The sequence below is a fragment of the Candidatus Schekmanbacteria bacterium genome (genome assembly GCA_003695725.1).
Classification (GTDB): domain Bacteria; phylum Schekmanbacteria; class GWA2-38-11; order GWA2-38-11; family J061; genus J061.
In genome coordinates, this window is record RFHX01000142.1 from 1 (window position 1) to 13,326 (window position 13,326).

A 13,326-nucleotide genomic window follows, 5' to 3' on the forward strand; every position below is an offset into this window, starting at 1 on the left:
GGCCGACCACCTCGGTGATAATGGCATATCAAACATTGAGAATATTTTATACAGAAAAAGCTCTGAAATAGTGACAAATAAGTAATATTTATTCTTTTTTATAATATAATTGACAAATAAACGCTAAAAAGAGTAAGCTGTGTTGAGGAAATGAGATGAATAGAAGAGTGAAAAGGGTCGTACTTATCGTTGCAATACTTGCAGTGTTGTCAGTGTTTCATGCTGATGCCTCTGACTTATCCCTTGTTGGAACTTTCGGAGGTGCCTTTAATGATATTAAAGTGCAAGGGAACTATGCCTATGTGGCAATGGAACACGGAATTCAAATTTTTGATGTTTCAATATCTTCCTCACCGCAACTTGTGGCTTTTTATAAAACATCTAATGCAGTCATAGGTATTATCGTAGCCGGTGGAACTGCATATACTCAAGTTGATGATAGAGGCCTTTTGATATTAGATGTTTCTGACCCTGCACAACCTTCTCTTCTTTCATCATATGATACAGATTCTTCATTGAACTTTGCTGTTTCCAACTTTGATGGTTTTTTTGTTTCAGATGACAAAGTTTATATACATAGACACGCACACGGAATGCTAATATTTGATGTCAGTAGCCCATCATCTCCTGTGCTTCTTGGAGAATTCGAATCAAGTTTAGCAGGATACAATAGTAACTATTTTGTAAGCGGAACCACAGCATATATTGCAGGTTATAATAAACTTGTTATCATCGATATTTCAGACCCTTCATCACCAAGTCTTTTAGGTAGCTATGGTGATAAAGTTGTAGATGTATTTGTTTCCAGTACAACAGCATACATTGTCGACAGTGAAGGATTTAAAATACTTGATGTCTCTGACCCATCATCGCCGGTTGTGATTGGTGAAACAAGCGGAAATTATACTGGTATTCTTATTTCTGGTACAACAGCTTTCGTTAGCGGCACCAGCGGTCTTACACTGATAGATGTTAGCATACTGTCTTCGCCTTCAATAATCAGCACTTATGGTGGTTCCTTTAGGGGAATGGATTCCTCTGCAAATAAACTTTATGTAATTTCATCTTCATCTCCCGGTTTTGAAATTATAGATATTTCAGATACATCAAATCTTACAATGCTCGGTTCATCCGAAAATATCGGTACAGTTAAAGACATCGTAATTTCAGGAACGATTGCCTATCTCGCTAACGGTGGATTGGGTATATTTGATGTTTCTGACCAATCGTCTCCTGCATTTCTCGGGCAATATTATACAGGTGGCGACACTCAGGAAGTATTTATTGAAGGCAACACAGCATTTATCGCTGATTTCGATAAAGGGCTTGTAATCATAGATGTAACCAATCCCATATCTCCAACACTTCTTTCAAGCTATGCAATTGAAGAGGCAACGAGAGTAACTGTTTCAGGCAATCTTGCCTATGTTGGTAAAAGCGGAGGAAAAATCAAAATAATAGATGTGAGCAAACCTGCATCACCGAAACTGCTCGGCAAGACGCGTAAATTTAGCAGGCCTTCTAAGATTTTTGTCTCCGGTAAAACATTATTTGTTAGTCAGCGCTATTTATATACTATAGATATCGAAAAACCTAAATCTCCATCTTTGATAAAAAAGTTGGGATATTTGGGAGGGGATGAAAATTATTTGGACAGTATATTTATTGCGGGTAAGACTGCCTATTTTGGTTCAGAAGGTTCCTTTTTAATTTACGACATAAGCAATCCTGAGTCACCAGAGCGTTTTCCAAATATTCTTTCAAATCCGGGTTCTGATGAGGAAACGGTTGGAATAATATATGTATCGGGCAATAAAGCTTATGCGGCTGTTTTTGGATGGTTCGATACTCATACCGGTATTGCAGTAATTGATGTTTCTAATCGTTCAAACCCTAAATTGCTTGATATATATGATGATAAAGATGCTGCATTTTCTTCTTCGATTTTTGCTTCTAATAATTTCGTTTACCTTGCAAGTGGGAAAAATGGTCTTACAATATTAGAGGATTCATCTGTTGCAAGTGATATTGTTCCTCCCGTAGTGTCATCTATAAATAAAAAACATGCAGGATACGGTGATAAGATTACTATAAAAGGCGATGGCTTTGGTGAGAGTCCGGGCAATGTCTACTTTGGTAGTTACCATTATAAAGGGGTGATTATCTCCTGGAAAAATAATCAAATCAAAGTTACTGTCCCGTGGGGGCTCCGAAGCGGTAGGAAAGGATATAAAACAGCCGTATATGTAGAAGATGCAAAGGGGATATGGGCTGAAACATGGAAGAAATTCAAATTTAAGAAACCTACAAAAAAACCAAAAATTAAAGACATATCGTCTCAACGAATAAAAACAGGTGATGAAATAACTATTACAGCCGGACATGTTGGCCCTGCAAAATATGGAGTCATTACAAAAGGAGCAGATGGTTTCATTACTTCATGGGATGGTAAATCAGTAACAATAAAAATAACATCTGTTACAGCGAATAAAGTAAAAATCCGTGTTACCACAAAATACAGCAAGAGCAACTGGAAGAAAATATCAGGAATAAAAGATTCCAAGTGATTATTTGGAGAATAGTTTTAAATACTTTGATTTGGGACTGGCATTGAACATTCAGCACTGAAATTTTTCTTTTTGTGGCTTTCTGATTTAATGCTTGAATAAAAGATGCGGGAGCTTTTGATCCTTTAAGTATTTCTATGCCAATTACATTCTAATTTTTATCATACTCATAAGATACCCTTATATGTCGTCTTCCGATATTCAATAGCTTCATATTCCGGCCGAGAACGGAAGATAGGGAAAAAATCAATATCCTGAGCATCCGAACAAGTCGAAGGATGATTATGTGTAGTTTGGGGGGATGACCTTATGATTTGCAATGACCATCAAGCTGGACAATGACCTATGGGGTTGAATTTACATCTGAGTTTATCCAAAATGCTATCCTCTTGACTTAATAGTTTTAGATGATGTAAAAGTAAAATCTTAATCCATGAGACTAAATTAATTTAAAGGAGATGTTTAAAGGTGAATGACGACATTGGAGACATAAAAAAACGAATTGAAAGATGGGAAGAAAGTATTAAAGAGAGCAAACAGAAAGATGCACTGAATCCGCGCAATACAACTTCAGGAATACCGGTTAAACTTTTATACACTCCTCTTGACACCAAAGATATCGATGTTGAAAAAGAGATAGGAGTGCCGGGAGAATATCCCTTTACACGGGGCGTCCAAAAAACGATGTATCGCGGCAGACTCTGGACAATGAGGCAGTATGCAGGTTTTGGAGATGCCGAGGAATCAAACAAAAGATATCATTATTTGCTGAATAATGGGCAGACGGGATTAAGTATCGCCTTTGACCTTCCTACGCAGATGGGATATGATTCTGACGACCCAATGTCGGCAGGTGAAGTCGGCAAAGTAGGGGTTGCCATAGATTCACTTGAAGATATGGAAATCCTCTTCAAGGGAATCCCTCTCGATAAAGTCAGCACATCGATGACAATAAATGCCACAGCGAGTCTTCTGCTTGCAATGTATATTGTGGTTGGTGAAAAACAGGGAGTAGCTCCTGAAAAACTATCAGGCACCATTCAGAACGATATTTTGAAAGAATATGTTGCAAGGGGCACATTTATCTATCCTCCTGAACCATCGATGAGAATAATTACGGATATTTTTGCCTATTGTAAGGACAATCTTCCAAAATTCAATACAATCAGTGTGAGCGGATATCATATTAGAGAAGCAGGCTCATCAGCAGTGCAGGAAGTTGCATTCACACTTGCAGACGGCATTGCCTATGTTGAAGCCGCCATTAAAGCAGGGCTTGAAGTCGATGCTTTTGCGAGAAGAATTTCCTTCTTTTTCAATGTTCATAACAACTTTATTGAAGAAATAGCAAAATTCAGGGCGGCGCGCCGTCTGTGGGCAAAGATAATGAAAGAAAGGTTCAAAGCAAAAGAGGACCGCTCCTGTATGCTAAGATTTCACACACAGACAGCAGGTTGCACTCTGACAGCGCAACAGCCGCAAACGAACATTATTCGCGTAACTATTCAGGCGTTAGCCGCTGTGCTTGGAGGAACACAGTCACTTCATACCAATTCGATGGACGAAGCCCTTGCTCTGCCAACGGAAGATGCAGTGAGAATTGCTCTTCGAACTCAACAGATTATTGCCTACGAGTCCGGAGTTGCTGATACAGTTGATCCTGTTGGCGGTTCATATGCGATTGAGAGTTTAACTAATGAAATTGAGAGAAGAGCACAGGAATATATAGATAAGATAGATTCAATGGGTGGAATGATGAAGGCAATCGAAGCAGGTTATATTCAAAAGGAGATTCAGGACAGCGCATATGCCTATCAGAAGATGGTTGAATCAAAGGAGCAAATCGTTGTCGGTGTAAATGAATTTACGATTGAAGAAGAGCCAATTGAAGACATTCTGAAGGTTGACCCTGCAATTGAAAAGAAGCAGAAAGAAAAATTGGCTGCATTGAGGAATAGGCGGGATAACAAGAAGTGCGCAGAATCTCTTGCTAAAGTTGAGGAGACTGCAAAGGGCAGTGGTAATTTGATGCCTGCAATTATAGATGCAGTGCGTGATTACAATACTCTTGGAGAAATCGCAGGTACTCTGAAAAAGGTATTCGGTGAGCATAAGGAAACGGTCATATTGTAGTATGATGCATTAATGCAATGGATTAAATGATAGAGGATAAGATATTGAAAATAAATAAAATAGACCATATTGGAATTGCCGTAAAAAGTCTTGATGATGTAAAAACCTTTTATTCCAATGTTTTGAAACTCGATGCCTTTGATGTTGAGGAGGTTGAATCACAGGGAGTAAAAATTCTTGCCTTCAAAGTTGGTGATTCAAAAATCGAGTTTCTTGAAGCAATAAAAGATGACAGTCCTATAAAAAAATTTGTGGAGAAGAAGGGAAGCGGTATTCACCATATTGCATATGAAGTAGACAATATAGAAGAAGCACTCGATGAGCTCGAGTCCGAGGGAGTTGTTTTAATCGATAAAAAGCCCCGCAGGGGACTTCATAATAAAAAGATTGCTTTTCTTCATCCAAAAAGTTCATCAGGTATTCTGACAGAATTGGTAGAAAAGTAATGAAAGATAAATTTGCAGTTATAATGGCAGGTGGAAGAGGAACGCGCTTTTGGCCATTGAGCGCAGGCAATACGCCAAAGCAGTTTTTGCGTCTTTTAGGAAAAGAAAGTCTCATTCAAGCCACAGTCAATCGTTTAAAGCCGCTCTTCACAATTGAACAAGTAATCATCGTAACGGCAAAAGACCAATATGATGTGGTGAAAGAACAGCTCAAAGAACTTCCCGAAGAGAATATTCTGCTTGAACCGGAAGGGAAAAATACAGCTGCCTGCATAGGGTTGGCGGCAGTACATATAAGAAAAAAATCATCAAATTCAGCATTTGTTGTAATGCCTTCAGACCACATTATAAAAACTCCTGCAAAATTGAGGAAAACATTGAAGGCTGTTTTCAGGTCTTTAGATGAATTCGATTCACTTCACACAATCGGTTTTAAGCCGCTTTATCCTGAAACAGGATACGGTTATATCAAAATGGGAAGAAAAGTGAAAAAAATAGAAGGATTGAGCGTCTGTGAAGTTGAGAAATTTACAGAAAAACCCTCTCTCAAAGTAGCCAAGAGATATGTGGAATCGGGAAATTATTTTTGGAATAGCGGAATTTTTGGATGGTCGACGGATGTCCTGCTCGATGAAATGAAAAGATATACGCCAAATCTTTACAAAGCACTACAAAGGATTGAAAAGGCAATAGGGACTTCGAAATATCAGAGTGTATTGAAGAAGGAATACAAGAAACTTGAAAATATTTCCATAGATTATGCCCTTTTAGAGAAATCCAAAAATATTCTAATGATTCCATCATCGATGAATTGGACAGATATTGGCAGTTGGGACGCACTGGAGAATGTTTTCCCAAAAGATAGAAATGGCAATATTTCATCAGGCGATAATTATATTTTGGATTCACAAAATAATATTGCATTTAGCCGTGAAGGGTCAATTGTCCTTCAAGGAGTAAAAGATTTGATTGTGGTAAAGTCAGGTGAAAAGGTTTTTGTGTGCCGAAGGAATAATTCTCAGCAGGTAAGAAAAGTTGTCGAGTTTCTTGAAAAAAAGGAAAGAAAAGACCTGCTTTGATTTATTTGTGTATCATAGAGCTATTTCAAAAAAATAAAAGCCAAGAAGTTATCCTGCAAGTGTCCCTAATGGTACGGTCCAATTTCAATTTTTTGCCCTTTTACGGCGGACAATTTTAAAAATAGATACCGATAACAAAGTTTTGGCTTTCATCGCTTCTTTACATAGTCATCTGCTTATGCTGCAGGTGATCAAGAAAAGAGGTCCATATTGGGTTTGAAAAAAAGAATCAATAAGGTGGTATAAGGAAAAAGATTGTGGCTTATTCTTTCAAGGTGTCTAATCAGTTGAAAAAGTAGCCATAGTAGTGTTTCAATGCAGCGACTTTTGTTATCTAACTGAATTTGTAATTTTTACTGATAAGATCAATAAAATGCTATAATATAGATTTGTAATCGTGGAGATCAAAAGTGAAGGACCGAAAGGGTTTTCTATATGCACTGATTGCAGTGGATTTCATTGCTTTTCTTCTCTCGTGGGCGGGATTTCTGCTTATAGAAGAAGAGACAATACTTGAAGTCTGGAAGTACATTCTCTTTTATTGGAATATGACTTACAATTTTCTGATTGGATATCCTCTTCAAGTATCAATTCTCTTGGCTGGTACATATATTGTTTACTATATCCTCAAACTTTTTGGAGTGAGGATTGACTAAATGTCTCAATGGAAAAAAATCTTTTCCATTCCAAATATTATAAGAAATCTGATTATCAGTATAATTGCGATTTTTATTACTCTATATTTTTATTACAGTCCTTCCTTTAATACAGCAAGCATTGAAGATAAAAGAAGTGAAAGACTATTTATGCAGGATAAGGGAAAAGATTCGGAGAGTAATCGATTGGATGGTGATAGAGATGTTTCAAATAAAGATTATGAACTGTTTTATTTAGAAGGATTGAGAAAATATTCAGAAGGAGACCTTCAACGCGCAGTAGAGCTCTTAGAACAAGCGGCAAAAATTAAAGAAACTGATGAAGTGAATAAATCTTTGCAGAAAATTTATAATCTTTTGGCTCTACAGAATTTGAATGAGGGCAAATACAAGGAAGCGCATAATTTCTATGATAAAGCCATTGAAATTTCCCCAACGAAGGCGCTCATTTTAGAAAAAGCAAATGCTTATTCAATGATGGGAGAATTGGACAGCGCACTGAATTTTTTGAAAGAGTATGAAAAAAGTTTTGGAAATGATGCTGATTATTTGGCTCTTCTTGCCGGTATTTTAGACGAAATGGGAAAGCCTGCGGAGGCATATGAATATCTTGATAACGACAACGATTTTCTGAATTTGAGCGCTTCTGCTCAAATAATAAAGCGGAGGATTGAGAATAGATATTCTATAAATGAGTATAATGTTGAAAGAGGGAAGACTGTTTTGCAATTATCAACAGATTTGACTTATAGCAAACTTTTTGAAAAATATCTCTATTCTATGGCAGGTGAAATTGCTTCTATTCTCTCCTCTGCGTATGGAATAAATGCAGATAAACAACTCAATTTGAAGTTGTCTTCTTCTAATGAATATTCACTGCCTCCAAAATTGGGATTTGATGTTTCAAATATGGATACAATCTATCTACAAACTGAAATGCTGGAAGATAGAGAGTTTCAGAGAAAGATTAAGTATTTTCTTACAAAAAAGATGCTTTCTTCATTGGTAAAGAATAATAGCCAAAACCTTCTTTTCGAAGGCATAGCTTTGAAAACTGCGCAGTATTCTTTTTGGGCAAATGAAGATAGAGATTACATAAATAATATTCCAGAAAGTTATTTTTCAGAAGTGCTTGAATCAAATGAATTTCCGTCAGAAAAGGGTGAATCTGCCATCTATCGTATTTTATCAAATGTCTTTGTGGATTTCATACTTCTCGATACTTCAGGAAAGGGATTGATTGATATTATGGCGAAACTTAAAGAAGGAGTGTCCCTGAAAACTGCTTTGATAGAAGTCACAGGCATACCTGAAAATAGTGCCGTCTCAAAGTGGATAAATTATTATAAGGAAAAGACAGGACAGGTATAAAAAACAAAATCCCTTTTCTTGCGTAATCCCTTAAGCTCTTTCTATATAAGACTTTGTCCGTGTATCAATCTTTAAAAGGTCTCCTTCTTTAATAAAAAGGGGGACCTTTACAACCAGCCCTGTTTCAAGCGTGGCATTTTTTGTTGCACCGCTGACGGTATCTCCCTTTACTGCCGGTTCCGTTTCTGTAACTTTGAGTACAACTTTGAGTGGGACTTCTATATTTATGGGGTTGCCTTCAAAAAGAAGCACTTTGATTTGGTCTCCTTCTTTGAGAAACCAGCGATTATCTCCGATGGCTTCTTCTGACATCTGAAATTGTTCATATGTATCGTTTTCCATAAAGTGGTATTGTCCTGAATCAGCATAAAGGAATTGGGCGTTTTTTTGTTCAAAATCGGGTTCATCAAAAGTTTCACCCGAGTTGTAAACCCTTTCAATGACGGCGCCTGTTTGAAGGTTTTTGAGCTTGACCCTTATTGTTGCTCCTCTTCTTGCCATCTTTGTATGTTGAATATCTGTTATTTCAAAAAGTCCTTCCGGAAGTTTGAGCTTCAATCCTCTTCTAAAATCTGCTGTTGAAATCATCTTTTAAATAATCTCCTTACTTATTAGTCTTACATTCAATCATTTTTATTTTTTTGCAATTCATTTATCAGATGCACAGAGCTTGTCAAGTTTTTCAAATCTGTATTTGATTATTATGCCAATGCTTTGAAGAACTTGACAAAGTTCTCTTCGCCATAGACATTACGAATTACTTTTCCCATTCTGTCAGTATCTCTCATTCCTGCCATTTGCGCTCGTATTCTTGATTCCTGTTGATTTTTCAGCTCTTCTCCGCCGATTTCTGCTTCTTTGAAAATTTTTACCCAAAGTTTGATATATTCAGAAGCTAATCCTTGGACTGTTGAGGAATTATCGATAGTTGTTTCGGCAATCATAAAAACCGGAGATGTATGTGTGCGCACCCATGTAGTCCATTCATAAAAGGGAATCACATTCAACCCCTTATTCTTTGCATAGTCCTGAAGGATTGGAGTGAATGGGTCAAGATATTTCATTGTAAACTCATAATCGGTGACCAAATCAAAGCCGAATGAAAAATCCGTATCAAAATAGTAAGTGCCGTCTTTTGCGATAACGGTATTGATTCCCCATGATGGGACTTTTCGTGAAAAATCAGGACGGATTATAAACAATTCCGCATCAGTAACGATTTGATTGTTGCGGTGCGCAACAGGTATTCCATCTCCAAATTTAAAATGCACTTGTGCCACAGTGCTGATTCCTTCAGCCGTATATTTTTTTATGCTTCCTCCATCTTTTCCATCAGGAAGCTTTAATGTTTCGATATCTTCAAGCCCTTCCACTTTTCTTAACTCGATTTCTTTAGAAAGTACTTCGAAACAATATTCCGGCAATGAGTTTATGCCCATTTTTAGTCTCCTTTGAATGAGTTATAAAATTTCTATAAAGATTGAATTAGTTGATTAATCGTTTGAAGATTAATTACTACATAATTGGATATATGTCCAAGACAAGGTTTTAGAAAAGAATCCTCATCGAGTAAAATAGTTGAAAGAAAGCCAAACCTGAGCGGAAGCTTCTATGAGTAATTTGTTATTCGGGTAAAGGGCAGTACTGTTTTTAAAGTTGTAAAGAAACCCTCCCATTTTAATTTACGGGCAATAGAAGCTTCTCTACCAAACACATCTTTTTATGTAATCATTCCTTTATTACATTATCTAATCGACTCATCGCACCACAGTGTGAGACAACACTATTTCACTGTTACTTTCTTAGATGCCTTTATGTTGTTCTCCTCGTTCGATTCTGCAACAACATTCTTACTGTCGCATTGAACCTTTATATAATACTTGCCGGGGTCCTCATTAACTTTCCATCTATATTTGACAACACGACTTTGTTTCTTCTTTAAGCCCTTTACCCGTGTGACCCCAACGACTATATCTCCATCAGTTATACTGCTGTCATTATTTGATGAGAGATAGAATTTGGCAGTCGATGAAGATGCCTTTTTCTTACCAATATTTTTAATCACAGCTTTTATGGTAGCTTTCTTCTTTTTAATCTTCCTTGGGCATTTAATTTTTTTAACTATAAGGTCAGGTGATTTTTTTAAAAGTGGAGCAGCGGATACTGTTACAGTAAAAGTCTTGTCTTCAATAGTTATAGTGCCCGTGATGGTATTTGCACTCGTATTGGGCGCAACTGTATATGTGATGACACCATTCCCTGAACCGCTCGTAGCCGATGTTATGGTTATCCACGAATCATTGCTCGCAGCTGTCCAATCACATCCTTCTGAAGTCGTGACTGTCAAATTACCCGTACCGCCTGTTGAATCAAAAGAAGCGCCGTCATCTGAAAGTCCGTATGTGCAAGTTCCAATCATTGCAACAAAGACATCTGTTCCTCCTGCGAAGCTTTCCTGAATGGATGAGGTCGTGGGGAAGTCAGAAGACCAAGTATAACCTGTTGCAAAAGCATTACCTTCGCCGTCCACTGCAATGCCATAACCACCATATTCATCATCACTTCCACCGAGGTATGTGGAATAAACGAGTGCTGTGCCTGATGCATTTATCTTTGTAACAAAGGCATCAGCTTCGAAATGAGTTCCTCCTGCCAAGCTTTGCTGAATGGGTGAAGCCGTAGGAAAGTCAGAAGAAGAAGTATTACCTGTCACATAAGCATTACCTTCGCTGTCCACTGCAATACCATAACCTCGATCCCAACCATTTCCACCGAGATATGTGGAATAAACGAGTGCAGTGCCTGATGCATTTATCTTTGTAACAAAGGCATCAATTCCTCCTGCCGAATCTTCCTGAATGGGTGAAGCCGTAGGAAAGTCAGAAGAAAAAGTATAACCTGTCACATAGGCATTACCTTCGCTGTCCACTGCAATACCACGACCGTAATCCCTATGAATAGCACCACCGAGGTATGTGGAATAAACGAGTGCAGTACCAGATGCATTTATCTTTGTAACAAAGGCATCTTCTCCTTCTCCTCCCAAGCTTTTCTGAATAGGTGAAGCCGTAGGAAAATCAGAAGACCAAGTATTACCTGTTACATAAGCATTATCTTTGCTGTCCACTGCAATGCCATAACCTTTATCCTCCTCATTTCCACCGAGATATGTGGAATAAACAATGTCAGTGCCTGAGGCATTTATCTTTGTAACAAAGGCATCTTCTCCTCCTGCCCAGTTTTTCTGAATAGGTGAAGCCGTGGGAAAGTTAGAAGACAAAGTATAACCTGTCACATAGGCATTACCTTCGCTGTCCACTGCAATGCCATAACCGTTATCTTCACTTCCACCACCGAGATATGTAGAATAAACGAGTGCAGTGCCTGATGCATTTATTTTTGTAACAAAGGCATCACTCTGTCCTCCCCAGTTTTTCTGAATAGGTGAAGCCGTAGGAAAGTCATAAGACCAAGTATAACCTGTCACATAGGCATTACCTTCACTGTCCACTGCAATGCCATAACCGTGATCCTCATCATTTCCACCGAGATATGTGGAATAAACAAGGGCAGTGCCTGATGCATTTATCTTTGTAACAAAGGCATCATAATCATCAGTTCCTGCTGCCAAGCTTCCCTGAATTGGTGAAGCCGTAGGAAAGTCAAAAGAATAAGTTTCACCTGTCACATAGACATTACCTTCACTGTCCACTGCAATGCCATAACCATAATCCCCATCACTTCCACCAAGGTATGTGGAATAGGAAAGCTGAGGATCGATAATGATCGGATAGTCTTTGTTGTAGGATGCTATACGAAAACCATAAATGATAGGATCGCCATGATCCATTGGGGAACTCTCAACGACATCCTTTTCTATGACAAACTCACATCTTACATCAATTCTCTTCCCCCCGATCTCCTGATAGGCAACAGGCTTCGTAAACTTTATGTCCCCATACTCAGTTGATAACTCAAGCTCTCCTGTATCGATTACCTTAACTCCTTTTGCACCTTCAAATGACATCTTTATATCAGATACCTTCCCCGACGGTTTCACTGTAAACAACTTTTCTACATTGTTGCCGTATGCCTTAAGTTTAAGCTCAACTCCGTCATAGACTTCACCAAGATTGATCTCATTATATGTCGATAAGTTTGTCTGCCATTTATCCTTGTCTCGCCCTCTAAAGTAATTGACCTTTGTAAGCGCTTTATCCTCACCAACAGGCTTGGAAGATTTGGCATGAATGAGTTTTTCCTTTAGATAAACTGACTTTACATTCCCCTCATATTTCCCTTCTCTCTTAATCAAACCATATCCGATTTCTCCATCATTGGTGATATATACAGTTCCTGCAAAGGTGTTGGCATAATACATCACCTCTTTAGGCAACTGCCCGCGGTTCTCTATGAATGGAATCTGAAGTGTTGCCGTCTTCGCAATTATTGCTCTCTTATCAAGCTGTGTATCCTTGGCAACTAAAGGTTGGCTTCTGTATATCGAACAAGCAGAAAAAACAAAAAGAGATAATAAAACCACTACGGCACAACATAAACGAATTGATTTTGACATCTAATATCCTCCAATTATTTATATTCAAAAAATGCAAAATTTCGAATATTATGCAATATCGATGTCATTTAATTCATTTCAATTTATTTAACTATCATTTTGCTTATCATATTGATATTGAAAATAAAGTAAAAAATTAAACTACCTTCCAAAATTGCTGCAACTGCTAGGTAAAAAATTTAGTGACCTAAGTAATATTTTTGGTTGGCATAAAAGAGAGGAGGTAGCAGTTATGGTTTGTAGGATAAGATTCAGGTTTCACATTTTACAAAATAGCGTCTTTCTTTATAAGACTGAAAGAGGACAACCTTTATTATTCTTTGAGCAAGAAAACTTCAAATCTCCCAAGAAAATCATTACCAACAGAATCAGATACTATAATCAACATAGGGAAAATTCATCATTTGATAATAAATTTCCATTGAAACATCTCAAAAAGAAGAAAGAATTAGCAGACCACAATATTAGCTACAATTAGTTCTGAAAGTGGTATAAAAA

Annotated in this window: 10 protein-coding genes; 7 read left to right on the forward strand and 3 right to left on the reverse strand. The window is 37.6% G+C overall.

Going from position 1 to position 13,326, the window contains the following annotated elements; genetic code table 11:
* Positions 1-155 precede the first annotated feature (155 nt).
* The 6 genes from D6734_05670 (at position 156) to D6734_05695 (ending at position 8,252) form a co-directional block, all read left to right on the forward strand.
* Positions 156-2,567, forward strand: a complete 2,412-nt coding sequence (locus D6734_05670) for a hypothetical protein (protein ID RMF95354.1) — start codon at positions 156-158, stop codon at positions 2,565-2,567.
* A gap of 480 nt (positions 2,568-3,047) precedes the next feature.
* Positions 3,048-4,700 (forward strand): methylmalonyl-CoA mutase, encoded by a 1,653-nt coding sequence (locus tag D6734_05675; GenBank protein ID RMF95363.1) that lies wholly within the window; start codon positions 3,048-3,050, stop codon positions 4,698-4,700.
* Between the two features lie 26 nt (positions 4,701-4,726).
* Positions 4,727-5,146, forward strand: a complete 420-nt coding sequence (mce, locus tag D6734_05680; protein ID RMF95355.1) for a methylmalonyl-CoA epimerase — start codon at positions 4,727-4,729, stop codon at positions 5,144-5,146.
* Positions 5,146-6,225: a mannose-1-phosphate guanylyltransferase gene (locus D6734_05685; GenBank protein ID RMF95356.1), complete on the forward strand. Its 1,080-nt coding sequence runs from the start codon at positions 5,146-5,148 to the stop codon at positions 6,223-6,225. Before mce ends, D6734_05685 begins: the two co-directional genes overlap by 1 nt.
* Positions 6,226-6,635: 410 nt before the next feature.
* Positions 6,636-6,881: a hypothetical protein gene (locus tag D6734_05690; GenBank protein RMF95357.1), complete on the forward strand. Its 246-nt coding sequence runs from the start codon at positions 6,636-6,638 to the stop codon at positions 6,879-6,881.
* Entirely contained in the window at positions 6,882-8,252 is a 1,371-nt protein-coding gene (locus D6734_05695) for a tetratricopeptide repeat protein (GenBank protein RMF95358.1), read from the forward strand.
* Positions 8,253-8,282: 30 nt separating this feature from the next.
* Here the strand turns inward: D6734_05695 and efp are convergent, their stop codons facing one another.
* From efp to D6734_05710, 3 genes are all read right to left on the reverse strand, one after another.
* Entirely contained in the window at positions 8,283-8,840 is a 558-nt protein-coding gene (efp, locus tag D6734_05700) for an elongation factor P (protein RMF95359.1), read from the reverse strand.
* 113 nt (positions 8,841-8,953) lie between these two features.
* Positions 8,954-9,691 (reverse strand): hypothetical protein, encoded by a 738-nt coding sequence (locus D6734_05705; protein RMF95360.1) that lies wholly within the window; start codon positions 9,689-9,691, stop codon positions 8,954-8,956.
* Positions 9,692-10,035: 344 nt separating this feature from the next.
* Positions 10,036-12,828 carry a hypothetical protein gene (locus D6734_05710; protein ID RMF95361.1) on the reverse strand — a complete coding sequence of 931 codons (2,793 nt, stop codon included), beginning with the start codon at positions 12,826-12,828 and terminating at the stop codon, positions 10,036-10,038.
* A gap of 232 nt (positions 12,829-13,060) precedes the next feature.
* Between D6734_05710 and D6734_05715 the strand changes: the two genes are divergently transcribed.
* On the forward strand, positions 13,061-13,306 hold the full coding sequence (locus D6734_05715; GenBank protein RMF95362.1) for a hypothetical protein: 246 nt from the start codon (positions 13,061-13,063) through the stop codon (positions 13,304-13,306).
* The last annotated feature ends 20 nt before the right edge of the window (positions 13,307-13,326 follow it).

Excerpts from the sequence above, each read along its gene's own strand:
- D6734_05695 (RMF95358.1), top strand. The coding sequence starts at position 6,882 with ATGTCTCAATGGAAAAAAATCTTTTCCATTCCAAATATTATAAGAAAT.
- D6734_05710 (RMF95361.1), bottom strand. The coding sequence starts at position 12,828 with ATGTCAAAATCAATTCGTTTATGTTGTGCCGTAGTGGTTTTATTATCT.
- D6734_05715 (RMF95362.1), top strand. The coding sequence starts at position 13,061 with ATGGTTTGTAGGATAAGATTCAGGTTTCACATTTTACAAAATAGCGTC.
- D6734_05670 (RMF95354.1), top strand. The coding sequence starts at position 156 with ATGAATAGAAGAGTGAAAAGGGTCGTACTTATCGTTGCAATACTTGCA.
- efp (RMF95359.1), bottom strand. The coding sequence starts at position 8,840 with ATGATTTCAACAGCAGATTTTAGAAGAGGATTGAAGCTCAAACTTCCG.
- D6734_05705 (RMF95360.1), bottom strand. The coding sequence starts at position 9,691 with ATGGGCATAAACTCATTGCCGGAATATTGTTTCGAAGTACTTTCTAAA.
- D6734_05685 (RMF95356.1), top strand. The coding sequence starts at position 5,146 with ATGAAAGATAAATTTGCAGTTATAATGGCAGGTGGAAGAGGAACGCGC.
- mce (RMF95355.1), top strand. The coding sequence starts at position 4,727 with ATGATAGAGGATAAGATATTGAAAATAAATAAAATAGACCATATTGGA.